Origin of the sequence: Cupriavidus necator (assembly GCF_013141915.1) — a bacterium.
Lineage (GTDB): Bacteria > Pseudomonadota > Gammaproteobacteria > Burkholderiales > Burkholderiaceae > Cupriavidus > Cupriavidus necator_B.
Genome location: NZ_SROX01000003.1, coordinates 120,256 through 145,791, shown reverse-complemented (window position 1 = coordinate 145,791; position 25,536 = coordinate 120,256). Strand labels below are relative to the sequence as shown.

General features: G+C 62.4%; 30 protein-coding genes. 27 read left to right on the top strand and 3 right to left on the bottom strand.

All coding sequences use genetic code 11. From position 1 onward, the window contains the following. Nucleotides 1–144 precede the first annotated feature (144 nt). From E5S69_RS08545 to E5S69_RS08460, 18 genes are all read left to right on the top strand, one after another. Nucleotides 145–1,812, top strand: coding sequence for a PRTRC system ParB family protein (locus E5S69_RS08545; protein ID WP_058698159.1), 1,668 nt, complete (start codon nt 145–147; stop codon nt 1,810–1,812). Nucleotides 1,813–1,874: 62 nt separating this feature from the next. Beyond that, entirely contained in the window at nt 1,875–2,315 is a 441-nt protein-coding gene (locus E5S69_RS08540) for a PRTRC system protein E (protein WP_058698158.1), read from the top strand. 11 nt (nt 2,316–2,326) lie between these two features. Next, on the top strand, nt 2,327–2,551 hold the full coding sequence (locus E5S69_RS08535; RefSeq protein ID WP_058698157.1) for a PRTRC system protein C: 225 nt from the start codon (nt 2,327–2,329) through the stop codon (nt 2,549–2,551). A 93-nt stretch (nt 2,552–2,644) separates the two neighbouring features. After that, the gene (locus tag E5S69_RS08530; RefSeq protein WP_081050303.1) at nt 2,645–3,787 is read left to right on the top strand and encodes a PRTRC system protein F; all 1,143 of its coding nucleotides are present in this window, start codon (nt 2,645–2,647) and stop codon (nt 3,785–3,787) included. Nucleotides 3,788–3,796: 9 nt separating this feature from the next. Beyond that, the gene (locus tag E5S69_RS08525; RefSeq protein WP_058698155.1) at nt 3,797–4,519 is read left to right on the top strand and encodes a PRTRC system protein B; all 723 of its coding nucleotides are present in this window, start codon (nt 3,797–3,799) and stop codon (nt 4,517–4,519) included. A gap of 2 nt (nt 4,520–4,521) precedes the next feature. Then, nucleotides 4,522–5,163 carry a PRTRC system protein A gene (locus tag E5S69_RS08520; protein ID WP_058698154.1) on the top strand — a complete coding sequence of 214 codons (642 nt, stop codon included), beginning with the start codon at nt 4,522–4,524 and terminating at the stop codon, nt 5,161–5,163. Further along, nucleotides 5,160–5,960 carry a PRTRC system ThiF family protein gene (locus E5S69_RS08515; protein ID WP_058698153.1) on the top strand — a complete coding sequence of 267 codons (801 nt, stop codon included), beginning with the start codon at nt 5,160–5,162 and terminating at the stop codon, nt 5,958–5,960. Before E5S69_RS08520 ends, E5S69_RS08515 begins: the two co-directional genes overlap by 4 nt. 173 nt (nt 5,961–6,133) lie before the next feature. After that, nucleotides 6,134–6,859 carry a hypothetical protein gene (locus E5S69_RS08510; protein WP_116318648.1) on the top strand — a complete coding sequence of 242 codons (726 nt, stop codon included), beginning with the start codon at nt 6,134–6,136 and terminating at the stop codon, nt 6,857–6,859. 159 nt (nt 6,860–7,018) lie between these two features. Further along, on the top strand, nt 7,019–7,492 hold the full coding sequence (locus tag E5S69_RS08505) for a glycine zipper 2TM domain-containing protein (protein WP_070940837.1): 474 nt from the start codon (nt 7,019–7,021) through the stop codon (nt 7,490–7,492). An 85-nt stretch (nt 7,493–7,577) separates the two neighbouring features. Then, a complete protein-coding gene (locus E5S69_RS08500) occupies nt 7,578–7,982 on the top strand; it encodes a hypothetical protein (RefSeq protein WP_058698151.1) in 405 nt (134 codons plus the stop codon). A 180-nt stretch (nt 7,983–8,162) separates the two neighbouring features. Then, nucleotides 8,163–8,543 carry a hypothetical protein gene (locus tag E5S69_RS08495; protein ID WP_058698150.1) on the top strand — a complete coding sequence of 127 codons (381 nt, stop codon included), beginning with the start codon at nt 8,163–8,165 and terminating at the stop codon, nt 8,541–8,543. Between the two features lie 9 nt (nt 8,544–8,552). Beyond that, nucleotides 8,553–9,023 (top strand): hypothetical protein, encoded by a 471-nt coding sequence (locus E5S69_RS08490; RefSeq protein WP_081050302.1) that lies wholly within the window; start codon nt 8,553–8,555, stop codon nt 9,021–9,023. A 265-nt stretch (nt 9,024–9,288) separates the two neighbouring features. Next, complete coding sequence (locus tag E5S69_RS08485; protein ID WP_058698149.1) at nt 9,289–9,681, top strand: hypothetical protein; 393 nt, start codon at nt 9,289–9,291, stop codon at nt 9,679–9,681. Between the two features lie 68 nt (nt 9,682–9,749). Beyond that, entirely contained in the window at nt 9,750–11,309 is a 1,560-nt protein-coding gene (locus E5S69_RS08480) for a hypothetical protein (RefSeq protein ID WP_058698148.1), read from the top strand. A gap of 266 nt (nt 11,310–11,575) precedes the next feature. Beyond that, nucleotides 11,576–12,601, top strand: coding sequence for an ATP-binding protein (locus tag E5S69_RS08475; RefSeq protein WP_058698147.1), 1,026 nt, complete (start codon nt 11,576–11,578; stop codon nt 12,599–12,601). A gap of 107 nt (nt 12,602–12,708) precedes the next feature. Next, nucleotides 12,709–13,626, top strand: a complete 918-nt coding sequence (locus E5S69_RS08470; protein ID WP_058698146.1) for a DUF3150 domain-containing protein — start codon at nt 12,709–12,711, stop codon at nt 13,624–13,626. 7 nt (nt 13,627–13,633) lie between these two features. Further along, a complete protein-coding gene (locus E5S69_RS08465; protein ID WP_058698250.1) occupies nt 13,634–14,800 on the top strand; it encodes a DUF2201 family putative metallopeptidase in 1,167 nt (388 codons plus the stop codon). 328 nt (nt 14,801–15,128) lie between these two features. Further along, nucleotides 15,129–15,491 carry a hypothetical protein gene (locus tag E5S69_RS08460; RefSeq protein ID WP_058698145.1) on the top strand — a complete coding sequence of 121 codons (363 nt, stop codon included), beginning with the start codon at nt 15,129–15,131 and terminating at the stop codon, nt 15,489–15,491. A 109-nt stretch (nt 15,492–15,600) separates the two neighbouring features. Here the strand turns inward: E5S69_RS08460 and E5S69_RS08455 are convergent, their stop codons facing one another. From E5S69_RS08455 to E5S69_RS08445, 3 genes are read right to left on the bottom strand one after another with little or no spacing between them, the layout of a single operon-like run. Further along, nucleotides 15,601–16,008 (bottom strand): bactofilin family protein, encoded by a 408-nt coding sequence (locus tag E5S69_RS08455; RefSeq protein WP_058698144.1) that lies wholly within the window; start codon nt 16,006–16,008, stop codon nt 15,601–15,603. An 8-nt stretch (nt 16,009–16,016) separates the two neighbouring features. Beyond that, complete coding sequence (locus E5S69_RS08450; RefSeq protein WP_058698143.1) at nt 16,017–16,616, bottom strand: hypothetical protein; 600 nt, start codon at nt 16,614–16,616, stop codon at nt 16,017–16,019. 15 nt (nt 16,617–16,631) lie between these two features. Next, a complete protein-coding gene (locus E5S69_RS08445; RefSeq protein ID WP_143010730.1) occupies nt 16,632–17,237 on the bottom strand; it encodes a hypothetical protein in 606 nt (201 codons plus the stop codon). Between the two features lie 492 nt (nt 17,238–17,729). On the opposite strand from E5S69_RS08445, the gene E5S69_RS32895 reads away from it, so the two are divergent. From E5S69_RS32895 to E5S69_RS08405, 9 genes are all read left to right on the top strand, one after another. Next, entirely contained in the window at nt 17,730–18,191 is a 462-nt protein-coding gene (locus tag E5S69_RS32895) for a DUF7696 family protein (RefSeq protein WP_423766619.1), read from the top strand. Beyond that, the gene (locus E5S69_RS08440; protein WP_058698141.1) at nt 18,140–19,432 is read left to right on the top strand and encodes a hypothetical protein; all 1,293 of its coding nucleotides are present in this window, start codon (nt 18,140–18,142) and stop codon (nt 19,430–19,432) included. The genes E5S69_RS32895 and E5S69_RS08440 overlap by 52 nt, the downstream gene beginning before the upstream one ends. 106 nt (nt 19,433–19,538) lie before the next feature. Then, complete coding sequence (locus E5S69_RS08435; RefSeq protein WP_058698140.1) at nt 19,539–20,951, top strand: metallophosphoesterase family protein; 1,413 nt, start codon at nt 19,539–19,541, stop codon at nt 20,949–20,951. Nucleotides 20,952–21,115: 164 nt separating this feature from the next. Then, entirely contained in the window at nt 21,116–21,628 is a 513-nt protein-coding gene (locus E5S69_RS08430; protein WP_058698139.1) for a hypothetical protein, read from the top strand. Further along, complete coding sequence (locus E5S69_RS08425) at nt 21,616–23,943, top strand: AAA family ATPase (protein WP_058698138.1); 2,328 nt, start codon at nt 21,616–21,618, stop codon at nt 23,941–23,943. The genes E5S69_RS08430 and E5S69_RS08425 overlap by 13 nt, the downstream gene beginning before the upstream one ends. A gap of 181 nt (nt 23,944–24,124) precedes the next feature. After that, nucleotides 24,125–24,358 carry a hypothetical protein gene (locus E5S69_RS08420; RefSeq protein ID WP_058698137.1) on the top strand — a complete coding sequence of 78 codons (234 nt, stop codon included), beginning with the start codon at nt 24,125–24,127 and terminating at the stop codon, nt 24,356–24,358. 49 nt (nt 24,359–24,407) lie between these two features. After that, nucleotides 24,408–24,845: a DUF29 domain-containing protein gene (locus E5S69_RS08415; protein ID WP_058698136.1), complete on the top strand. Its 438-nt coding sequence runs from the start codon at nt 24,408–24,410 to the stop codon at nt 24,843–24,845. A 14-nt stretch (nt 24,846–24,859) separates the two neighbouring features. Then, the gene (locus E5S69_RS08410) at nt 24,860–25,039 is read left to right on the top strand and encodes a hypothetical protein (protein WP_058698135.1); all 180 of its coding nucleotides are present in this window, start codon (nt 24,860–24,862) and stop codon (nt 25,037–25,039) included. Nucleotides 25,040–25,052: 13 nt separating this feature from the next. Then, entirely contained in the window at nt 25,053–25,523 is a 471-nt protein-coding gene (locus E5S69_RS08405) for a hypothetical protein (RefSeq protein WP_081050300.1), read from the top strand. The last annotated feature ends 13 nt before the right edge of the window (nt 25,524–25,536 follow it).

Sequence of the window (25,536 nt, the reverse complement as noted above, 5' to 3'; positions counted from 1 at the left end):
ACGCATCGACCCCGCACCGCAAGGTGCCAGCTTCTGCAGTACGGTGGCCGCCCGCTTAGCCGGGCCAGTCCATCCATTCCATCCCACCGGGAACCCGTTCCCGGTGCGGCAACGGGTTCCCCATTGCTCTCCGGAGAATCCACAATGCAATTTCCATCTGCTGTTGCCCTTCGCAAGATCCGTACTGGCCGTAATCCGCGCATGTACTTCGATCCGGTCGAAATGGCTGAACTCACCGAGTCCATCCGGACTTCCGGTGTCTACCAGCCCATCCTGCTTCGCCCCATCGAAGACGACGAGTTCGAGTTCGAGCTCATCGCAGGCGAGCGTCGCTACCGCGGTGCCGTGGAGGCCCACGGCATCGACTGGGTGATTCCCGCCCTCGTCAAAGTAATGACCGACGACGAGGCCGACCGAGCGGCGCTCATCGAGAACGCCCAGCGCGCGAACATGTCGCCGTCTGAAGAGGCCGTTGCCGCCTCGAAGATCGTCGGCCATTGCAAAGGGGATCGCGAGGAAGCCGCCAGGCTCCTGGGCTGGTCCCGCGCGACGCTGGATAAGCGCCTTGCTCTCATGAATTGCAGCCCGGATGTTCAGGCGGCACTGAATGAGCGCAAGATTCAACTCGGTCACGCCGAGTTGCTCGCCACACTCGCCAAGGACAAGCAGGACAAGCTCCTGCCGGTCATCCTCAGCGAGAAGAAGGCGGTGTCGGAGTTGAAGAAAACGATCGAGGCGGCTGCGTGCAGCCTGGAAGTGGCGATCTTCGACAAGACCGACTGCGCCACGTGCCCGCACAACTCCTCGTTGCAAACGGAGATGTTTGGCGAGGCGATCGCTACCGGCAACTGCACCAACAAAGCCTGCTACGCCGAGAAGACCGACCGTAAGCTCGAGGGCATCGTCTACGGGCTCAAGGAAGAGTATCCGATCGTGCGCATCATCCGGTCCGGCGACAACCATACCCGCATTCAGCTGAAGGTGGATGGACCAACCGGGGTCGGTGAGGAACAGGCCAAAGCTTGCCATGCCTGCCAGAACTTCGGTGCCGCGGTCAGCGGTCTGCCGGATTCCATGGGCAAGGTCTATAGCGGCCAGTGCTTCGACACGGCATGCAATCAGAAGAAGGTAGCGGCCCGAATCAAGGCGGAGCGTGATGCGGCCAAGGCGCCTGCTGTCAAGCAGACCGCCGGCAAGACGGCTGCGGCAACGAAGGGCGACAAGTCGTCCGCGGCTGCCGAGAAGCCGGCCACGGTGATCAGCGAGTCGGAGAGGGTGAAGCAGTACCGCACCGAGCTCTGGCGCAAGGCGCTGCGCAAGGAAGTTGCGCAGAACGCTGAACAGGCCAATGCCTACCTGCTGGCCGTCGCCCTGAACGGTCTGTCGCGCAACATTGGCGGCGACGTGATGGGCAAGTTCTTCGAGAAGCTCACCGAGCAGAAGTCGTCCTCGACCCTGCAAGGTTGTCTCACGGCCGTCCATGCCATGGACGCGGGCCGTCGCCAGCAGCTGACGATCGGCATGACGGTGGCGGCAATCGACGGCATGGAGGTGAACAACCTCCGGGAACTGTGCCGGTACCACAAGCTCGACCTGCGCGATCACTGGAACCTGCAGAAATCGCAGGACTTCCTGGAGATGCTGACCAAGTCCGAGATGAAGGTCCTGGCTGACGAACTTGGCATCCGCAAGGTGCTGGGAGATGGCTTTGCCAAGCTGTTCGGCAAATCAAAGGCTGAAGTTGTTGCTGGACTTCTGTCCGTCGACGGCTTCGACTACACCGGCAAGGTCCCCAAGGTCCTCGGCTACTAAGCTTCTTTCCAATCGGAGGCGCCAGGGCGTCCTCCGCCTCATTCATTTCCCAAGGATTCACTATGTTCACTGAATTGGCTGCGCTCGTTCGCGCGAGCGAAAAGGTCGTCGTCACGCTCACTACGCAAGGCGACACTATGTCTGTCGTTGTCGTGCCCGTTGTCAAGGACGCTGCGGATGCTGCGCTGAGCACCCCCTTGGCGCTGTCGGCGACACCGGCGGAGCTTGATGAAGGTTTCGCCGCCGCGATTGCAGGAGTCAGCGCTGCGCGTCAGTCGCTGGCTGAGCAGGTCGAGGCCACCAGGTCCATCCTGGAGGCGGCCAAGACCTCGCAGTCGACCAAAGCCACGAAGGCCCTGACCACGGCGGCGGCGCCGACGGCATCCGAAACGTCCGAGGAGGACGATGACAACGACAAGCCGGAAGGCAGTGTTGGCGCGCAGGCAACGGCGAACGACGGCGCGGCCAAGACGGCCGGCACCGACCTCGCATCGCTGCTGTAAAGGAGACTGGCATGGCACTCGAGGTTAAGAAGCTCACGCGCGAGTTCTCCTATAACGGCATGACGCTGATGGACCCCGGTCCGCAGTTCACGCCCCAGCAGGTGCGCGACGTCTATTCCGCCCAGTACCCCGAGCTGACCACTGCCGCAGTGGATGGCCCGGAGCACAAGGGGGAAGTCGCGCGCTACACGTTCGTCCGCGCTGCCGGCGCAAAGGGCGCTCATGCGCAAATCTGACCTCATGAAGGCACTGTCTACGGGTCAGTTTGCCTCCATCAACAAGGAGCCGCCCGAAAGGGCGGTTTTTATACATTCTGAGGAGACCCAACAATGTTGTTCGATCCTCGCTCGTTTGTTCCTGACATCCATCCGGGACAGCAACCCGCATGGACGCCACACCGACAGCATTCCACTGCCGGACGTCGACCTGCCCATGATTTTCTGACACTGCCGAAGCTTCCAGGCTCTGTTCCAGCCACTGCGCGCCTCACCTATGGCGATGAGTTAGAGGTTACAGATCTGGTGCTGGCGCAATTTGCGGCCGGCATCCTTCGGGCCAGTGATGTGTTGAACCCGACCAGTGCGGGGGATGCTTTCGCGCAGGCCATGTTCGCATGGCTGGGAAAACGAATCCCAGCGTGTCAGCGATTGCAGTTCGGCGCGAAATTATTCGATCGCGGCGCCGCCATGGACCAGGTCATGCAGTTCGGCTGGGAAGACGGGCTGGAAGCGCCGCTCTACCTGGCCATCGAACTGCCCGGCGAGGAGGTGTATGCGATCGGGGAAGCGCGGGCGCACGCCATGCGTGCGGCACACCCGTCGTTGCTCTTCACGGCAATGAACCTGATCAATGCCGCGTGCGGCAAGTCGCTGTTCGTTCGTACGCCTGACATGCTGCTGGACCAGTTCGCCCGCTGGCACTGGGATTACGACGCGACCCTGGCCGACGACGAGAACGCCCGGGAGTTCCTCAAGGAGAACTTCGGTGGCGAGGATGCCGACATCGAGCGCTATCTGCCGTCGGTGGTGCGCGCCGAGCTTGCACCGGACGACACCCTGCCAAGGTATGCGCAAGTCGACGCAGCTTCCGCGCATCTGCGTGAGCTGGGTCCGCGCAACTTGCGCGCTCTGGCGCGCATGCATAGTGGGTGGCTGGGCGAGTTTTGTACGGCGCTCGCCGACCTTCGGCTGCTGCTGGCGAGGGCGGGGGAGCAGTCGGCCATCGCCGGCGCCCAATGGGCAGAGCCGGCCTATTCGGCCGCGACCATCGCCTATCGTCCCAGTGACTATGTGTCGGAGATCCTGGACGACCACTATGAATGCCTGAACAACGCTGGCGACGCCACGATGTTCCAGTGTTTCATTCCTCTTGCAGACGATGCCGCCGCGATTCGCCAGCAGTTCCGCGATCTGGCAGACATGCTGCAAATCATCGGCGCGCTTGACCGCGTGCTCACACTCATTTCTTCATAGGAGGGCCCCATGGCCGAGATCCTGACCGCTTCGCGGTCGCATGATGTGGCCCTGCAAGGGGCCATTTTGCTTTATGGCCGCGCTGTCGGAGACTTTTCGTATGCCACCGCGCATCGAATCGAGCCGGACGGAAACAGCGGCCGCCCCGTGATCGGGGCCGGCACGCCGCTCAATCGGCTGGCGCTGATTCAAGCGGTGCGCCAGGTCGCCGAGGCCTCGTTGCCAAAGGGCGAATTCCTGACGCCCAATGTGCTGTCGATCAGCCCCGCCGCGGTGACGTGGTGGTGTCCGGCAGACCGTCGGCGCGTCTTTTTCAACTGCATGGAGCTTGGCGAGTGCAGCGCCGTGGTGCCGCATCCGGCCCTCGTCTTCCAGGCGTCGCACACGGGGTTCCGTGTCTTCGCACTGCCCGGGCAGGAGCGGCCGGTGCCGGCAACGGTGCTTTACGAGCCGCCTTACTTCAACACGTGGGACAACGGGAAGATCTGCATTGGGAGCGCACATGTGCCAAGGCAGATCGACGTCACCTCCATTGCAGGCTGGGAATCCGGGTTCTTCAACTCGGCATTTACCCATCCCAACCACGGCGGCCAGCGCGTGAAGTACAAGCGCGGCGCCTACGCCTTCTGGAAGGACATGCTTGATGGGAAGTTCCCGGACTACCCGAGGCAGGTTTTCATCCCCATGAAACATACGCTGGCCGATCTGATCGCCGGCAAATTGGACAATTGATCATGCATCCTGCCGATGTGACCCTGCAACAATCCTTCCCGTCCATCATGGTTCCGCGCCTTTCCAGGCTCGAACCCATGACCCGGGCGGGGGAACGGCTGCTCATCGCAGCCAACGGCGTGTTCCTCGAGATCACGCGCCCTTGGCTAAGGGTCGTTCGCCGGCTTGGCGGTTTTCAGCATCGCACGGCTATCCCGTATGGCAACGCGAGCGAAGAGACGGATCTACTGTGCGGCCGCATTCCCGCACGATTGATCGGCGAGTTTGCCGAATTGGCGCGCGCCGCGTATCCCAAGGAAACGGGTGCGTGGGTGGTGTGGAATACCAAGGACCCTGCCTTCAGGCTGGTTCCGGTGCAGATCCTCGAGCACAGTGCGGGTCACCTGAAGTATGACCGGCCAGTGTTGGCAGACGGTGACGTGCTGGTGGTGGACTGCCATTCCCATGGCCGATCACCTGCATTCTTCTCGCCCACGGACGATGAAGACGACCGGCACGACGTGAAGTTTGCGTTTGTGTTGGGCAACTGCGCCGCGGCTGTGCCTTCTTTGGCCCTCCGGCTTTGTGCCAAGGGAATCTTCGAGGTCATCGAGACGGTGCCGGCAGAGTGGTATGCGGCGGCGTCCTTGGAGGTATTGGCATGATCGAGCATCGTATTCCGGAGATCATGACCCGGCGCGCCTGGAATGTCGTCGTCGTCGGTGCTGGCGGTACCGGCAGCGCCTTGCTACCCAATCTGGCGCGGCTGCATCACGCCATGCTCGAACTGGGCCACCCCGGTGGCATCGAGTGCACGGTCTACGATGATGATACGGTCAGCGAGACCAATGTCGGCCGTCAGGGCTTCTATCCCGTGGACGTCGGTCAGCCCAAGGCGACTTTGCTGGTCAACCGGCTCAACAATCTGATGGGAACGCGCTGGGAAGCGCGCGTCTGTCGCGTTGGTAGCCGGGATCGCTTTACCTGCGACATGGTGGTCGGCTGCGTCGACACACGGAAGGCTCGCAAGGCCATCCTGGGCGCGATGAGCCGGGGGATCGGTGGCTACTATCTTGACTGCGGCAACGAGTCGGACAGTGGCCAGGTCATCCTCGGCCAGGTTCGCGGCAAGGCCGCTGAGCGCCTGCCTCACGTGGGCGATCTCTTTCCGGAGCTGTTGGACCCGAAGGGGGACAAGAAGGACACGGCTCCGTCGTGCTCCATGGCCGAAGCACTTAGCAAGCAGTCGCTGGTCATCAATCAGGCGATGGCGGTGCAAGCGTACAACCTGCTGTGGACGCTGTTTCGCACGGGTACCTTGCAGTACTGCGGCGCGTTTGTGAATCTGGCGGTGGGTCGCACGAATCCGCTGCCAGTGGATCCCCAGGCTTGGGAACGATTCGGGTATCACCTCCCCGAGCCGAAGCGGCGTGCGAAACCCGCCCCGCGCCAAGCCGTTTGAGCCCGCCATCCCCGCTTTCCTTGGGAATGGCTTCTTTCATCGGCGAGTTCCGGTTGCATTAACCTGGGGCCCGTTTGAACGTAACACTCGCGCCGCTGGCGCGAACCACCTTCATCAACCCGTTGGGGCACTAGCCCTGCGGGCGTGCTCCATCTCTTACCTTGGAGCACTTCATGAGCAATTCTTCAAACACGCTGCGCGCTTATCGTCGCATCTTCGTGACCGGGAGCTGGCTGCCAGACAACACCGCGGTCGGCGCCTGCTGGAATGGCACGATGTGGAACGGCTTTCCGGTCCCTATGTTCACACGCGAAGACGGCGACGGACTGTGTGCGGTCATGCCGAACCTTGTCTACGTGGAGCGCCGGCAGGCGTTCCTCTTCGACGAAAATCAGCAAGTTGAATGGTTTCGTCCCTCGATCGCCGTGGTGGACGGCAAGGAACAGCACCTCTACGCAATCGGCGATAGCTGGTGTTGGCAGTTCGCGGACTACGCGGACGATCCGAACGTGCAGAACTGGCTTGCGGGTAGCTACCTGCAACTTCACCTGCGACCAAGTGTGCGGGCGTGGATCCAGGAACTCGCATGGGCGAATGGCCAGTCGGTGGAGCACCACGCCGAATTTCTTCTGGCGTGTTTCTGTGAAGAGCGCAGAGACGGGCGGTCCAAGTTCGATCTATCAGGTTTCGAGGCGACAGCGTCGCGCGCGCAGCATGCAACACCCGTTTCGGATGGCGATGCTGTGCGCGTGCGCAGTGGACCGTGGCTCAACGTCGTAGACGCTTTGTTGTCGCTTGTCGCAGCAGAAGACGGCGGCGAGCCATCGAGGCTTTCGCGCGAGATGTTTGCAGAAACCGTTCTGCATGGTCTCGCTCGCGAGCTCGGCGGTGTGGCGTAGCCGGACCTCTCCACATTCGGCGCCGACCCTGCTACCATTGCGGCACCTACCGCGTCTCAGACGCATCGACCCCTTCCGGTTGTATAGCCGGACATCTCTTCTCTCCCCTACGGGCCTTCCTGCCCGTGGGCATGTTGGCCGATTTTTCTTGAGGCCATCATGTTCAAGCGATTCTTCCTGCTTTTCCTTTGCTGCGCCATTTTCACCGGCTGCGCTGCACAGCCGACTTCGCCGAACACCTATCGGGGTTCCGAAGCGCTGCGCCGTGGTAGTGCCGAAACCGTCACCGTCCTCCGGGTCCGTCCCGTCACGATTGTCGACAGCGACGGATTGATGTCCGCAAACACCGGCGTGCCTGGCGTTCTTGGTGCCGTTGTCGGCGCGGTCCTTGGCGCTCGCGTCATTGGCAACGGCAACGGTCGTTATCTGGCTGGCGCCTTGTCGGGCAGCGTCTCCGCGGTGATCGTGCAGACGGCAGCCAACCATCTGAGCCGCCGCAATGGCGTTGAGGTCATTGTCCGCACGGACAACGGCCGGCAGATCGTTGTCACCCAGGATGCCGATCAGCAGTTCGTCACCGGCGAGCAGCTGTACCTTGTCTCGGGTGCCGGCGGTCTTCGCCTGACTCGCTAACGGGCTCCAGTCGTAGCCTTATCTGTTTCACCCTTGCCTCGCGGGCCTCCCGCACGGGGGGCTTTGTCGCGAACTGGAGTTCACCATGTTCGACGTTGCACAAGCCTCTCCTATCACCATCATCCCCACCGAAACGAAAGGGAAATACATCTTTGAAGTCGCGGATGCCATCCGTCGTCAACTGTGCAGTGCTGGGCTCGAGCCGGAATGGCTCAATGCTGCCAACTTCATGGATGACGACAACGAAGCCTTGTACGGTCCGAAGTCGTCCCGTCAGTGGCCCCAGTTCGGTGCGCGTGAACGGCTTGCCGTCTCCGTGCATCGCGGCTGGTCGGAAGGGTGGGCGGTCTTCGTTGACCGCGTCGGTTATACCGGCGATGCGTCCAACCTGGTCACCACTGCCCAGAAACTGTTGGTCGGCAAGACGCTGTCCGAGCGCCAAGCTTGGGCCACCGTCAGGGCGATCACCAAGATGTTCGATATTGCCTGATATCCGGGCCTATCCATTCGCAAGCCCGAGAGGGCTTGCCCAACCCCTCGGGGTTCGGCAAGTCGCTTTCACCCGCGTTATCGACGCATCGACCCACTGTCCGGCAACTCCGGACCAACCCATTGCGGGACACTCGTCCCGACAAGGGAGGGGATGTCCCCATCTGATTCGAGGATATCCATGAAGCTTCCCAAGTCTTTTCTTCGTCCCCACGCTCCCGGCAATCCGGCAGCATGCCAGGCGCTGCGTCGCGACGCATGCCGCATGCTGCGCCGCTTTGCCGGTGACATGTCCTTGCGCCCACGCGATTACACGATCCGCGAGCATCGGCAACGCCGGCGCGCGGTGGCCGTGTTCGCGCTTCAGACGGAATCGTTGCTGCTCGAGATCCAGCATCCGCCAGGCGCCGAAGGCATTCGTATGTCCTACCGGACGTGCCGCGGTCGCAATGACCTCAGCGGTGGCCGCAACAACGCCATCCACTTGCCTTCGCTCTCCACCGATGATGGCTATACCAATCTGCTGACCACGCTTCGCGTGGTTGCCGGTCGGCGCAGCTGAGGGATCATCATGACGACTCCTATTAAGGTCACATTCACATCGACGGCAGGCGAGGAGATAAACGGTCAGGCGCAGTTCGAGCCGATGTCTGAGCTCGTGACGCTACCCTCACAATTGCTTGAGCATGTACAGCGAGCCAGGGCTGCATGTGATGGGCATGCCCTCGTCGCACATGAGGACGGGTATCGCTATCCGCTGCAGCCGGTTGAAGATGGTGTCTACCAGCTTGACCGCTCGCGTCGGCATCGGCAAAGGCTACTGGAGCAAGCTTGGAAGGCTGTTACGGCGCCAACCAAGGATCAGCGGCAGCAGTCTGGCCGCTTTGCACACACGCTGTCAGCCGCTGCGCTCATCGGCGCCAGCGTTTACGTAGGGTATAGCAATGTATGGATGCTGGTCGCCCTAACCGACGTTCTTAGCCTCGTCGGCGTTGGCGCTGTACTATTTCTCGTAGGCGCAGTTCTTTCCAAAGGAGATTGAGTTATGACTCTCGGCCTTTTTGTATTGATTCTCGGCGGTGCCATCTCGGTCTTCCTGCTCTGGGCAGACCGAAACGGTCGTCGTGTACACAAGGACTAAGCGCCGTTTCGTCCACGCCCAGCCATCTGCGCGTCGCAAGGCCGAAAACGCCGATCCAATCGGCTCACCGCATGAACGCACTCCATACAAGGGGTGCGATTTCATTTCCAGACCCACACGGGCGTCGTCCCGATGGGGCGGCTCCCTCCCAAAGGAGTATCCCCCAATGGACGACATCGTCTATGGCGCTGGCTCGGCCAGCTATCCTGCCGGCGTGCTGTTGCGCGTCGGCCTTTATGACTCGAACCTGCGCCCGGCACTGCGACTGGTCTGCGCTGACGATGGCATGCCCTATGCCTCGCTCAGCGTGAACTTGCCGGAGGCGCCATTGCTCGCCGGCGAATTCTGCGTGGCGGCCGACTGGAACCTCCCCGCGGACTTGAAAGCGGCGTTGCTTGCCACCGGCAGGTTCGCGGACACAGGCCGCGGTATCGAAGGCTGTGGCCAGGGCGGCGCCATCTGGCGCATTACGTGTCCCGCGCTGCTGTCGCAGCTGGGGGCTGCCCGCATCGTCGGCAGCCGGTCCCGTCCGACCCCGAGCATGGCCGCCTTCGCTTAGCGCTACATCCCATTCCAACCCTTTCGGGGCACGTCCCCGAAGGGGCGTGCTCCGTCTTGGAGCACATCATGTACGTCATTACCCTCGGCCAGCGAGCCGAAACTCGCACGACGCTCGCCGGCGTGCTGCATCTGCTTAACGACGACCGAAGCGAGACGGCCCAGCCGCGCTTCGAAGAGATCGCAGTGCGCCACGTGGAGGGCAGTAACATCCCCGTTGTGCGCCTGTCGCATGGCAAGCTCGGCGTTCGTCCTGCCGGAAGCGCCCGTTCGATTATCGCGCGGGTCATCGATGAGGTGGATCGCTTCATCGTGCGTGTGTGCGGAAAGATCCTGCGTCCGCAGGAAATGAGCCGCGCGTCCTGGGGTGCCGTGCTGGCGGCGGGCCGCTTGGCCTACTTTCCGGAGGAAGCCATCGACCTGTCACCAGGCGCGGCCGGACCGCTGTTCCAGACAGCGGATCTCTTCGAGGAGTCGGGGCCCTTCGACATTGCGCAATACGTGCAGTCCGAATTTGTCCGGCGTTTTGGCTATGGCACCAACGGGCCGTTGTACGACCCAGCTCAGATCCCGAACGCCCGTCATGAAGTGCACGTCGCGTACGCGCTCTTGCGAGGCGAAAAGATTCGTGATTGTGTGCTGAACACGTACCGCGACAATCCGCGCTTCGGGCAGTCCGACCTGGACTGGCTGCAGCCGCTGATCGCTGTGCCTGCACTGCGTGGCGCGCTGCCGGCCCATCACCTGCGGGCGCTCTGCCGTCTCCTGCGACTCGAGAAGATCGCTATCTCGCCGCAAAACGCGCCGAAGCTCCTGGCGATCGCTCGACGCGTCCCTGCCGACGGCACCGATGTGCACGTGGACGACGCCTTGTACGAGGCTGGCGTACTAGCACCGCGGCCCACCCCTGTGGCGCGCCCGGAAGAGGGGCAGGCCGCAGCGCCCGTCTCTGCGCTCGCCTCGCGAATTCATCACCTCATCTCGCAGCGGCAGTTCCATGCGAAGATGGATAAGGCGAAAGCGCAGCGCGAAGTGTTGGAGATCAGCCAGCGGCATTTCGATGATATTGCTACGCGGGCAGTGCATGCTCGCGTGTCGACCAGCTTCGACTGGCCCAACAAGGTTGCACTGGCGGTCCTCCAGCGGGACGTGGCCACGCTTCTGCACATCTTCGACAATCCGAAGGACTGGAACGTCGACTCCAAGCGTGCCTTGCGCGAAGAGCTCGAAGTGGACCTACTGCAATGCACCGCGTCGGTTCGTCGCCAGCGCATCTTTGAGATGTGCGGCTTCTCACCGACGGAGCAACAACGCTGGGAGCAGCAGGCGGCAGCCGCGAAAGCCAACCGGCTCGCGGTGCAGGACTTCGAGGATGCGCGCAGGCGTGCTGAGGCGTCCAGCTGGCGGCTTGAGACCGGGAAGGTGCTCAATGGCCGCGAGTACGTGGACTTTTGCATCGCCGAGGGCTTCTCGGAGATCGTCGACGTGCCGCGCGGCAGGGCGCGCGAGTATCGCATCCGCGATCCGCGCCGCAGCATGTCGCGACGCCTGCGCGCCAAGGACGGCACGCTGGCATATGCCAAGGCAGTGATCGCGCAGACCAACGCGCCAGTCGCCCTTGCAGCTTGACTATTACCCCTGGCCTACGGGCCGGGGGATTTTCCTGGAAACACATAGCATAAGTGTGAGCTTTCGCCGGCGCCGAGCATCGCGTCGCAGGTTAGTCTTTCTCAACCGCAAGCTGTGTTCGCACTGAACCGAATCAGTCCAAACACAGTTTTACCCGCGTCTCTGACGCATCGACCCACCGCCGGCATGCCGGCCCATCTCTTGAACCTTCCCACAGGGACCGCTCCCTGTGCGGACGGGCCTGTGGGATCTCCGTAAGGAATCCCATGGAACTGAATCCCCCCCAACTGCAAAAGCTGCTCGCCGCCTGCATTCCGGCCACGTTGCCGGTCCTCGTCACGGGCGCTCCCGGCATCGGCAAGAGCGATATTGTCGCCGGGGCCGCTATGGATGCTGGACACGACCTGCTTATCTCCCACCCCGTAGTCGAAGATCCGACCGATTCGAAGGGCTTGCCCTTCCCGTCATCGGACGGCGCCCACGCACGCTTCCTGCCCTTCGGGGATCTGGAGCGCGCGCTGGGTGCCAGGCGTCCGCTGGTCTGGTTTATCGACGACCTGGGCCAGGCCACGCCTGCCGTTCAGGCCGCCAAGATGCAACTGCTGCTGGCCCGCCGGATCGGCGAGCATGCTTTGCCGCCGTATGTCACCTTCGTTGCAGCGACCAATCGCCGCGTCGACAATGCCGGCGTTTCAAACATCCTGGATCCGCTGAAGTCACGCTTCGCGACCATCGTGGAACTGACGACTTCGGTCGAGGACTGGACGCGCTGGGCGGTGGCAACGAACCAACCGCCGGAGCTGATCGCGTTCTTACGCTTCAAGCCCGATTTGCTGCTGTCTGAGAACAGGACTCGCGAAATCGAGAACCTTCCCAGCCCCCGAAGCTGGGGAATGGTCGGCAAGCTGTCGAAGGTGGTCCCTGCCGAGCTCGAGCACGTGGCCTTCGCCGGCGCGGTCGGGGAGGGTGCTGCAACGGAGTTTGTCTCGTTCAAGCGCCTCTTCCGCGAGATGCCGTCTCCGGATGGCGTGCTCGCGGCGCCCGCTACCGCACCGATCCCGACCGATATCGCGGTGCAGTACGGCATTGCCACGGCGCTCGCGCGCCTGGCCAACGCCAACAACTTCGATCGCGTGATGGTCTATGCGAATCGGCTCCACGAAGCGGGGCTCGGCGAGTTTGCCGTGCTCCTTGTGCGGGACGCCGTGGAGCGCGATGCGTCGATCGCCAGTACCCCTGCATTCATCGTGGCGCAGGGCGGCCCGATCGGGGCTCACATCCGCGGCCAGTAAAGCCGCATTTCTGCAACAGCACCACATCTGCCGGCCGGCTCGGGTCTTCCCGAGTCGGCCTTTTCTTTTCGCTGCCGCTTTGCGGCACATCCCAGTGAGGATTCATCATGAACATTACCAATCTGACGTCTCGCGTCATGCTCTCGACCCTCAACATCTCGCTCTGGCGCGCGCGTCGTTTCGACACCCGTGCCACGCAGGAGGTGGAGGCTAAGCACGAGGCCAAGGACATTGGTCGCTTCAACAAGCGGCTACTGACCGACGGTGCAACGTCCTACAAGGAGGTCTGCGCCATCGGCAATCGTGCACGCTCGCTGTTCGATAGCCACTCACTGGACTACGATCAGCTGGGCGTGCGTCTGCTGCCGACAACTGTCTATATGGAGGTCGCGGAGAAGCTGCGTGCCCTGCGGGACGAGTTTGACGGCGCCAAGGCACAGTTTCTGGCCGACTATCCTCGTCTGAAGGACGAAGCGCGCGTCGCGCTCAACGGTCTCTTCGACGAGGCGGATTATCCGACCGAGGCAGAGCTGCGCAAGAAGTTCGGTATCCGCTTCTCCGTGCTGCCTTTCCCCGATGCTAGCCAGTTCGGCATCGATCTGCCTCCCGACGTGCTGCAAGGCATCCGCGATGAGATGGATGCGCGGGTCATGGGAGCTGTGAAAACGGCCAACAATGACCTGGTCGGCCGTCTGTATGAGGCCGTGCAACACTTCGCCAACCGCCTGTACGGGGAGGGCAACGTGCGGCTTGACGTGGCCGACAAGGTGCGCGAGCTGAGCACGCTACTGCCGAAGCTGAACTTCTCCGAAGACCCCGTGCTCGCGGACCTCCTCGCCACGACCCAGGACCAGCTTGCCTGCTACACCGGAGCGCAGCTGAAGGATGACCCGCTGCTGCGGCTGAATGTGGCTGAGCGCGCGATGGAAATCGAAGCGCAGATGGCCGCATTCATGGGTGGCCCGCCGCCGGCGATGACGCGCGAGCAGAGCGACATGCCCATGCTGCAATTGCTTGCTGCGTGAGGTTGCCATGCATGCGCGAATCGTGAAGCAACGCGCGGCGCTGGTGCTATCGCAACCGTTCTTCGGTGCGCTGGCCCTGCGTCTGGCCCTCGTTGAGGATCCTGCCTGCCAGAGCCTGTGGGTCGATGGCGTGCGCCTGGGCTACAACCCAGCGTATGTCGCGTCCCTGGATGACCTCGAGCTGCGGGGCGTCCTCGCGCACGAAGTGCTCCACGTGGCCAATGGCCATTGTTGGCGCATGGGGGCGCGGGATCAGGAGCGGTGGAACCGCGCGTGTGACTACGCGGTGAACCCGCTGGTGCTCAACGCCCAGTTCAAGCTGCCTCAGGGCGTCTTGCTGGATGGGCGATACCTGGGCAAGTCGGCGGAGGAAATCTACGCGATGCTGCGACAGGAAGAATCGTCGCAGCAGCCGGATGCCGAGGCTGGCAGCGGCTCGGGAACTGAACCGTCACCGCAAGCCAGTGGCCAGCAGCCAGCACCACCGTCGACAGGATGTGGCGAGGTGCGGCAATACACGGGCGCCGACCGGCCGGCGGTAGAGGGCGAATGGCGCGTAGCTGTGAATCAGGCTGCGAAAGCGGCCAAGATGCGCGGCGCGTTGCCTGGCGACCTTGAGCACCTGGTGGAAGCCGCGCTACGTCCGTCCGTCGATTGGCGAGCGGTGCTGCACCGCTTCGCCGCCCAGGCGGCCAGGTCAGACTACAGCTGGAAGGTGCCCAACCGTCGCTATGCGCATCTGGGTCTCTACCTGCCGTCGTTGTACTCGGAAGCGGTCGGAGACGCGGTGTTCGTCAGAGACTCCAGCGGCTCGGTGTTTGACGAGACGCAGCGGCAGTTTGCGGCGGAGATTATTGCGGTGCACCAACACCTGCAGCCGGCCCGGCTCATCGTTATCGATTGCGATACGCGGGTCACGCAGGTCCAGATCTTCGAGCGTGACGAGGTGGTTGATCTCCGGCCGTTGAAGGGCGGCGGGGGGACCAGCTTTAAGCCGCCATTCGTATGGCTGGAGCAGGAGGGCATCGAGCCCGCTTTCCTTGTCTACCTCACCGACCTGTACGGTCCATTCCCTGCCGCGGCGCCTGCCTATCCAGCCCTCTGGGCTTCAGTCACGCCGTTGGATCGCATCGCCGCACCACCTTTCGGTGAATGCGTAGAGGTCATCGTTTGACCCAAGCCCTGGCTACGGCCGGGGCACTATCTGCGGAACGAAGTCACTACTGAGCTGTCAACTCATGTAACCCCTCAAGCGAGCCACAGACGTGCCGATGGTGGATACCGAAGTGGTCGTAGCAGGCTCCAGCCCCGGCGCTTTTCTTTTTTGGATTCCTATGTCAGCAAGCATTGCCCAATCCGAAGCATGTGGTCGGACTATTCGCGTAGCCGAAACAACGGCAGGTGCCAGTCGCAGTGAGCGGCTGGACCGTTGCCAAAGGCGGCGCGCGTGTTGCCGGCATGGGACGCCAGAAGAGCGAGCTTTGGAGCCCCAGCTTCTTGTGATGGACGTCGACCGCCTGCCGAAGCATGGCATGGCGCTGCGTGTCGACGAGTGGTTTTCAGTTGTCCGCAACGGAAATTTCTTGCCGTTTGACGACTGGCTCCCGATTGTTGCAATGCCGGTGCAATCTGCGGTGGCGGGCATGCGATTGCCGCAAGGCAATGTCGCGTTCGAATTGCGCCACGGCAAGCAATACGCGATCGAAGACTCGGCGCATGGCGCCAGGACGTTTCAATGCATCATTGACGGCCGCGTGCCGCTTGTGGCCTTCATTGACGAGCCAGGCTACCGGGGACCGTGGATCACGGTCCGAAATCTCTTTACTATCGAAGAGATGGTGAGCATGCGAGAACTGCGCGAATGAGAAAGGAAAGGGCCCAACGCGTCTGCGTGTCGGGCCCTTGTTCTTTACCGGTTTTGGCAGAAAGACGCCGTTTATGTGCGAGCTTTCCGGAAAATTGCTTTGAGCATGCTCATACTTTTACCGCCGGCTCGGCCTCCGCCGTCGGCGCGGCGGCTGTGATTGTCGCCTCCGGACCGTCGCCATAGGTGAGAGCGGGAATCCGCGAGATAGTCCCCTCCAGGGCTGCAGAGCTACCAAGCCGGATGGTACCGGCATAGGCAATCCGGCCTTTCACGCGGCCATTGATATGCAAGGAAATCCGGGCCGCCACATCTCCCTCGACGGTGCCATCGATCAGCACGTGATCGCCTTCAACGGTGCCGCGAATCAGCCCTTCCGCACCGATATGGACCAAGCCTCGGGATGAACGCAAATCGCCATCGACCAGGCCAAAGCAGCTAACGCCGTGATCGCAGGCCACGTGCCCGTGGATACTGAGTCCTGCCTGAATCAAACTGAAGGTTCTTTGCTGGGTCATGTCGGGAATCAGAACAGTTTGATCTCGTTTCCGCGGCTGGATGCCGGGGTTACCTGCGCGGTCTGTGGGGGGGAGGCCGGTTGCAGCCTGGTGGGCGCCGGCGCAGCCATGTTCTGCTTCGGGACTTGCGCCTTGGGCGCTTGGGGCTTCGCCCGGTTCTCGGCAGCGGCTGCTGAGCTCGCCGCAGGCGCGGGCGCGGACACGGCCGGCGCAGCTGACGGCGAGGGGACAGGCGTGGGCTCAGCAGCGGCTGGCTGCGCGACGCTTGGCTGCGACGCGGGCCATTCGTGGCCGCCATCTTCGGCTGGTCCAATGGCCGCTGGCAAAGCGGCAGCCGTCGACGACTCGGGGCGCTTGTGCGTGTCGCCCGACGCGAGCCATCGACCTCCGCCGAAGGCGAGAACGGCAATCAGCACAATGCCAAGGCCCCGCCAATGGATCGGCTTGATACGCGCCCAGGCAGGCACTGCCTCGTTCCCGGACGGCGTGTGAGTTGGGGGCAGCGCCGACGAGGCGCTAAGGCTGGCGGCACCGGACGGGGCCAGTTCGATCGTGACGGGCGGCTCCGCATAGTGCGCGTGCAGGCGTTCGATTTCGTTGATGTCCATACTGTCTTTCAGGTTTCAGGCTTGATCGATCAGCTTTCCGTCGGGGGAGAAGCAGTCGTTGTCGGGGATGCAAAGCCGGTGGATCGCACGGATTTGTCTGGCAGCGCCAAAAATCGCCTCGTCCTTCTCAGCGTCGGTAATAGACTGGGCCATGTATGCCCCGAGCGCACGGTGGAAGAGTCTGTCGTGCTGGTTAAGCAGTCGGATCAGCCGTCCGGCTAGCGAGTGTGTCACCACGAGCTGCCGTTGGTCGAATCTAAGGCTGAGATGGCGCCTTGGCTGCCGCTCAATCCATTGCAGCCTCGCGTCCATCCATTCCTGCGCCGCTCGGAAGGCCTCGTCCAGGGCGAGGATCTTGCCTTTGCTGGCCACCGAGAACTTCGACGTGATGAAGTTGTAGTCGCTGCGCAGGAAGTTCCGTACGAAGTCGGTGCAGTAGGACACTTCTGTGCCGCTGTCCGTTTGAGGAACGATCTTTGCGACGCGTCCCTCGCTGAGCATCCGCCGGATGGGCTTGGGTCCGGCGTCGGATGCGGTGGTGTCAGAAGGCGCGTCCCGCGACGATATCAGCGGTATAGGATGCGGCTCGCCATCGGGCAGATGATGGGAAGGTTCGGCCATGTTCCATGTGGTGGGATCTCTCTCAGCAGGCATTCTGAGACACAACGCTGCACAGATGCCTGGAGAAAGCGACACATAATTGGCGAGCTTTCTGACTTTTTTCCGGGTGCTGATGTGCCACAATTCACTCACACCTCGCGTCACTGACGCATCGACCCTGACTCCTGGCGAGTCCATCTTCTGCTCCAAGTCGTGCCATTTGCGCACGCGCCGACCGGCTGGCTACCGGTGTGGATATTCCTTGTGATAAGTGTTTTCGCCGAACACTTCCCTCATCAGCTCGTAATACGCGTCTTTCGCTGTGCCTCTTCATAAGTGCACGCTGGACACCGTTCGAGCCTGGGACCATGTGGCGTCTCTCTCCAGGCCCCTCCTAGGCAGAACGGCTGACGTCGAGCCGATCCGTGAACCTGCGGCCGAACCTGTGGGTTCGCGAAATGGGTTGTTGTGCAGCGTGACCATGCTGCACGAGGACGACTTTACGTCCTCAGCATGAGCGGCGGGCGATTAGCACGCTGCTCCCTGAGTGCCACGCCCCCGGAAGGGGCGTGGCATGCAGGTCTCTCGAACAAAGCTCGCTCTCCGGCGCATCCGGGACGCGGGCTTTCTTTGTTTGTGAGAAGCCTGTTTCGGGGAGATGTCATGCACCACGATTCCGAGATTTCCGCCGCCATCGCGGCAATGCTGGTTCGTCGGCGTCCGATGTACAAGGACATGCCGGCAGCCTGGCGCAACCTTTGTGAGGCGGCACACGTCGCAAGTCTTCCGGAAGCCGCTCGTGCGGCCTTCCTTTCCACCGTAACGACCCAGCGCGGGGCAGACACAGCCTTGCGCCTACGGGAGCATGGTGCGTCCATCCGGGCGAACGTCGTTCGATTTCTCTCAGAAAGGAGAATGAACGCATGCATGCACCCATTACCTACAGCGGCTTCGACGGACCGAGAAGCCTTCTAGAAGAGCGGCCCATGCGGCCGCCTATCATCGGCAAGATCCGGCCGGGAATCAAAGTCCTGACTCGCAAGGCCCGGGAGAATCCCGAAGCCGTGCGAATCCATGACGCGATGCTTGCCCAAGGGCATTCATTTGAGTCGATCGGCATCCAGATCGAGCGCAAGACCCAATTGCGCAACGCCCTCGTGCCGAAGAACGTGCCATGGTTTACCTGTCGAGGATCGGACTTCGCGAATCCTGCCGTAGCCGACGACATCCTACAGCGCTACGGCGAAGACCGCGGCGATGGCAATGGCCTGAAGCTATGGCGCTTCCCCGTGGTGTTCGCCTTCGATGACTGGCTGCGCAACATGCCAAATGAGCTGGTGACGTACACGGCCAGCGGCAGGCAGTTCTTTTCGGAGTACGGACCGGACGGCTTGCGCTACTGCAAGACCTACGCGCTGGTGCAACGCGATGCGCGAGCCAATCGTGCGAAGCGCGTGTGGGGTGGTCGACCTGTCATCCTCCGTCAGGACGATGCTATCCCGGACGGCCGGTGCGATCCACACAGCTGCCCGCAGTACCAACAAGGCTTCTGCAATCTGTCTGCCTCGTTCTTGTTCGCAGTTCCGAGCACTCGGGGCCTGGGCTTGATCGAATTGCCGACAACGTCAATTTATGTCCTGCAGAAGGCGCACGCGGCCATGCAGACTGTCGCGCTGGCACGTGGGCGTCTGGTCGGGGTCCAGTTCTTTCTGAGCAAGCAGGAGGTCGAGATCAGCCGGATCGAGCCTGAATCCGGCAAGCCGGTTCGGCAGATGCAGTGGCTCATCACCCTCGATGCGGATCTCGATCTGGCCGGGCTGCTTGACGGCTCCGATCGGCCGGAGCTCGCGCATGTCGAAGCCGCGCAACACGCGATCGCAGCGCTCGAGGGCACACCGGAAGTGTCGCAGCAGCGTGAGTCTTCAGGCGATTCTCCGCCAGAGGATGAGCGTGCGTTGCCCGACGCGCAGGCCCAGCACGCGGCCGATGAAGACCTGGCCGCGGAGTTCAACGAGCTCGCCGGGCGCCTCGGCTTCGGCAACGAGCAGGATCGCATGGATCTGCGTGTATTTCTGCAGAACAGCTTTGGCGCCGGATGGACGAAGCGGCCCGAAGCGGTTCGGCAGGTGGTGAACGACATGCGCATTGCGTTGGCGAATAACCCGGTCGCATACCGCGAGCAGGTGAAGGCTATCGCCGCCGAGATCTCTCCCTGAGCCTGGCCTGCGTGCCGGCTCGACTTATGGACGCCCGATGGTGTCCATGCTTCCTTTCGCTTCGCTGGCCAATCCGGCGGCACATTCCCTATCCATAGGAGGTTCCATGCTCAACGAAGGCGAAAGCCTGCGTCTGGGTCATTTCTCAGACCTGCACTACTCGCCCAGCCATCTGGCCGAGGCGGACCATTGCTTTGGCTTTGCGGTCGACGATGCGATTGCGTCGGGCTGCCACGTCGGGGTCGTGTCGGGAGATTCCACCGATCATCGTCTTGACGCGCACACGCCAGCGTTGTCCGCGCTCGCACGGCAGATTCACCGGCTGTCGGCCCACATGCCCGTCCTGCTCCTGCAGGGCACTTACAGTCATGAGCCACCGGGCACGCTGGACCTGTTCCGACTCATCGGTGCGCACCATCCCGTATACGTAGCCGATCGCATCCATCAGGTCGCGCTGTGCGCGGGGCAGTTTGTACCGTCGGACGGCCCGGTTTTCTCGCCCGCGGAAATCGACGTGCTGATGGCCCAGCACGGCATGCCCGAAGTGGTCTTCACCTGCGTGCCGACCGTCAACAAGGCGGTACTGGCTGCTGCCGCCGGCGTGGCCAACGCAGCGACGGCGGTGGGCGACCAGCTTGCCCACTACCTGGCCGCGGCTGGCGCTATCAATCGCCAATGGCGGTCATGGGGCGTGCGCACGGTCGGCGTGTCGCACGGCACGGTGAACGGCTGCCAGACCGAGCACGGCGTACCCATGGCCGGCTTCGACCATGAGTTCACCATTGGCGCGCTGTTCGAGGCCGAGTGTGACGCCTTCATGCTTGGCCATATCCACCGCGCTCAGCAATGGGAGCGGGAGGGCAGGGTAGTGGCATATCCCGGCTCCATCGGGCGATTCCACTACGGCGAGATCGGGGAGAAGGGATACCTGCAGTGGCAGGTGACCCCCGGACATGCCACGGCCTCGTTGGTGGCCACGCCTGCACGCGCGACGGTGTGTGTGGACTTCGATGGCCCGCCGGACATGGCAAGGCTCGCCGACATTGCCATGGAAGCCGCTGAGAAGTTCGTGCGCATTCGTTGGACGGTCAACGAGGAGCATCGTCAACTGGTCGACCGTGACGCGGTTCTAGCGCTGTTCGGAGAAAGCGCCGAGGTCAAGATCGAGACGCGCGTCTTGCCGGCCGTGCGTAGCCGCGCTGAAGGCATCAGCCGGGCGGCCAGTCTGCCGGAAAAGCTCTCCCGCTGGGGTGAGCTGACCGGCGTTGACACTGCCCCGTTGGTAGACCGTTTGACCATGCTGGAAACGCTCGATGCACAGTCGATCGCGGACGGCGTGCTCGCCCAACTGCGCGAGGCTGGTGCGCATGAGCATCCCCGAGCGGAAGTGACACCAAGCGGTGTTGAACGCTCCGACCCGAGCCCGGACCCCGTGGCGGTTCTCGCGTCGGCGCCGCTGGCCGACCAGTCAAGTATGGACTGGCTCACCGATGACCTGTTCGCGGGGCAACCCGCCTAACCCTCTGAACATGCGAGCCCTGTTCCGACAGCCGTGAGTGGCTGTCGAAACCCGGTTTCACCCGCGTCGTTGACGCATCGACCAGCAGTATCCATTTCTTTTCTATCTACCCAGACGTGGTGCTTCCCGTCCGGGGCGCGCTCCGTCCTACCCTGGAGTGCAACATGATTCTCTATCACGCCGGTCCGAAGTGGCTCCATGTTGAGGAAAGTGCCATGACCCGCACGGATCTGGCCAAGCGGTTGTGCGAGAACCACCAGTTCACGCAATGCATGATGTATGAGCCGTTCGGCCGCGGCCGCGGCGCAGTGATTGCCAAGCGCGATCACATACTGGTCATGGCGATTGCCACCGACGGTGGCAACACCTGGTACTCCGTGGCACCGTCCAAGGAGCTGCAAGACGTTATCTGGTCTTTTTCGAACGGCTTTGCCGGACAGTGGAGCGCATTGGAGCTCAGGGCCATGACAGGCCTGGACGACTGGAAGGCGCTTCTGCAAATGGCCGGAGTTCAGTTTGCGGCGGCGGTGCGTTCGGTCGAACGCGCAATCGCGGGCCAGCCGGAGCAGGATGTGCCGGCCGCGGCCGAGATGCCGGTGTTTGATGGCGGCGCCATGGAGCTCCCGTCTGACTATCTCCACTCCTTTGGCGCGGAGGTCCTCGAATGCGCCCATTGAAACTGACCCTCGCCGGCTTCCACGGTATCCGCGATGGCATGCACCGGGACAGCGTTACGGTGGATCTGACCGATCTGCCGGCTGGCCTGATTGCAATTGTCGGCCCCAACGGCGCCGGCAAGACCACGATCATGGACAACCTGCATCCGTATCCGCTCATGCCGAGCCACGCAACGAAGATGTCGGCCGACGCTTTCTCGTACTGGGACCACCTCTGTGCCCCGCGCGCGGAGAAGGACCTGGAATGGGAGCACGGCGGCAAGGTTTACCGGTCGGCATTCGCGTTTCGCAACCCGGGCAAGAGCCGCAAGGCGGAGTACTACCTGTTCGAGAAGAGCGCGACGGGCGACTGGAGCCCGGTGCAACTGTCTGACGGCACCGTTTCCGATGGCAAGGCCGACACGTACGGCCGCTGCCTTGACTCGGTTCTGGGATCGGCCGAAGCCTTCTTCACCAGTGTGTTTTCCGCGCAGAACCGGCGGCCGCTGGCAAGCTACCAGCCCGCCGAGATCAAGAAGCTGCTCGCCGAGCTGCTCGGGATCGATCACCTGCGCGAGCTGTCCGCGAAAGCGGGCGACGTGGCCAAGGCGCTGAGCCGTGCTCTGGATGGGCTGCAGCGGGATGTACTTGTGCTGTCTGGCAAGCGCGACACCGTGGCAGCGATGACCAGGGAGATTCAGGAGATCGACCAGGCCCTTGCTGCTGAGCGGACGCATCGTACGGAGCGGCTCAACCGTGGCAGCAAGCTGGAGCAGGAACGCGCCACGCTGGCTGCCAAGCAGGCGGCATCGGCCGGCACTGAAGCCCGGTTGCGCGAGTTGCATCAGCGCAAGCGGGAGTTGATGGCACGTGGCCAGCAGCTTGCCATGGACGATCGCACGGCGATTGCGAAGGCGACTGCGCGGCAGCGGGACCTTGAGCATACCCTGGCGACGAGCCAGGCAACCCTTGCGCAATCCGAGGCGATCACCGCCGCGGGCGCGCAACAAGATGGCGTGCAGATGGCCCTTGGCCGTCGGCAAGCGGAACTTGCCGAACGGCAGCGGGAGCTGGCCGAAGTCGAAGCGCTTGCGACGCGGCATGCGGGGCTGGTAAGTGAGCTGCGCGGGATGGAGCAGCGCGGCTCGGTGGCGGCACAGCTGGCGCGGACCCTCAAGGCCCAGACCGATGTCATGGATACCGTGCCTTGCAGCGGCCACCCAATGCACAGCCAGTGTCCGTTGCTTGCGCAAGCCCGCGAGGCCAAAGGCCAGTACGAAGCCCAGGCTATCGTGGTGACCAATCTGCGTACCAGCTACAGGGATAAGCAGGAAGCCCTGAGGCCAATGGACGCGGCATTGCAGCGCCTGCCGGCGGCTCGTGAAGCGGTGGCATCCCTGCAGCGAGACATCGCGCGAGACAATCAGCAGCTTCAACGCCTGACTGCCCTGGCGGCTCAGAGACCGTTGCTTGACACCGCCGCCGCTGCGCTTGGGAAGGCACGGGGCGACCTGGCAGCCCTGGCGCAGGAGGAGACTGAACGGAAGGACCGGCTCGTCCGGGATCTCCAGGATGTTGAATCCCAGCTGGCTGTGATGCAACGAGAGGTTGACACGCTGGCCGTAACCGATGTGACGGGCCTGATTGCGGACCTCGACCGCGACATTGCGGGCGTCCGGGAAGGGGTCAGCGCGGCCGACGGCAAGATCGAAACATTGATCCGCCGTCAAAGTGCGCTGGCCACTGAACGTGACCGGATCGAGCGGGAGCTTGGTGGTTTGCCGGGGCTTGAGTCGCAGGTGCAACGCCTGTCCGACGAAATCGCGCAGTGGAAGCTGCTCGGCAAGGGGCTCGGCAACGACGGCGTGATCGCGTTGTCGATCGATGATGCGGGGCCAGCCATTACCGGCATCGTCAATGACTTGCTGCTCGCCTGCTATGGGCCGCGATTCACAATCGCGATCCGGACGCAAACGACGCTGGCTAGCGGGGAAGCCCGGGAGGGGTTCTCGATTGCGGTACTGGATGCCGATAACGATAGCTCGAAGGAGTTTTCCGTGATCAGCGGCGGCCAGAAGGTGTGGATCAACGAATGCCTGACGCGCGGTATCGCCCTGTATCGGGCGCAACACGCGCGGCAGTCCTTTCAGACGCTGTTCACTGATGAAGCGGACGGTCCGCTGGATCCGGAGCGCAAGCGCGCCTTCATGAAGATGAAGCGTGAAGTGTTGCGGGTTGGCGGATATGAACGGGAATTCTTCATCTCCCAGACGCCGGAGCTGGTTGATGAGGCCGATGGCATGATCGACGTCACGGCGCTTGCTGCCGGGGCGTAATCGCCTTCTCTATTTCAATCCATGGCCGGTTCCGAAAGGGACCGGCTTTTCCATTTCTTCTGACAGAAAACTGGAGCAACCATGGGTGAGGGGCCCAGCTTTCATAGCTCGGACGGCTCCAAGGCGGCATGGGAGAGCCGTGTGCTATTCTTGGTGCACAAGTGCACCTAAGCGCGAAGTTATGAACGAAGTCAAAGAGGATAACGGCGCGGAGCTGCGTGCGCTGATCGTGCAAGCCGGCATCACCCAGGTGGAAGCGCTGGCGTTGGTCAACAAGGGGCAAGCCTTTCCGATTTCCCTGTCCACTTGGAAATCATATCTGGCAGCACCGGACAGTACGCGGCGGCGTAATTGCCCGGATGCGGTCATCAATCACGCCAGGAAGACGATCGGGAAGCCAAGCGAGCGCGCTTGACGTGGTGCACGTGTGCACCTGGCATTAAGCCACATTTGATGGAGCCGTCATGGGTACGGCCTATGAGAAGGATGTGGTGGCCTGGGCAGGCGAGCAGGCCGCACTGCTGCGTGGGGGCAAGCTGTCGGCCATCGACGTTCGGCACATTGCAGACGAGATCGAGGACGTGGGCAAGAGCGAACAACGCGAATTGGCAAGCCGCATGTCCGTGCTGCTGGCGCACCTGCTGAAGTGGCAGTTTCAGCCTTCCCGCCGCAGCAAGAGTTGGCAGTTCAACATTCGCACACAGCGCAAGGAAGTTGCCTACGTGCTGAATGAAGCCCCAAGCTTGCGGGGTAAGTTCAGCGATGCTGCGTGGCTCGACATCGTATGGTCAAAGGCCCGCAGCATCGCGAGCAATGAGACCGGCCTGGATCTCGATGTCTTCCCGGAAGCGTTGCCTTGGGCTGTTGATGACGTGCTCTCGCAAGATTTCCACCCTGAATAACGGAAAAGCAAAGCATGGCACAGACCCTCGATGCTTTCATCGCCGAGCTGCGCAGCGATGTGGAGCGATTCGAGCAGGCTTACCGCGCGCGCGTGGTTGAGAAGCCGGATCAGTATCCGCTGAGCCTGCCGGATGGCCAGGAAGGGTTGTGGTTCGAGTTCTTCTTGGACTTCGTGACCAACGATAACGTTTGAGACGGAAAAGAAATTGAACAACGTCATCCTGACACCGGCGATAGTGGCAGCTCTTGTGAGCGACTGTCTTGGAACAGTGAAGGTTCTTGGAATCGTTGGTCGGTGCCGAACGGGAAAGACCTTGTCGTTGAAGCAGTGGACGGAAGAAACACGTGCACAAGATGGCTTGCGAGTTGCGTATGCCGACAGCCAGACGCTACTGATGAGTGAGAAGGTTGAGGTCGATTTCGAAGGCAAGGTGCGGGGTGCTACGGTAGGTCACTACCCGATGTTCGATTTTAACGGTGCTGATATTGTGGTCGTGGATGAGCCGCTGCAGAACCGGGAACTTGTGGAGAGGCTGTTTGCACACGTCGATCCCAGCGGGGGCGCTTTCATGCACCGGCTGATGGTACTGCCACTCCAGACTGAGGATTCCATTGAGCGCTTTGGCATCCCACGTTCGGCGGTTCGGCTGTACTCGGTCGCCGGTCTGCCGCTCTAACATAGGAAAAGAG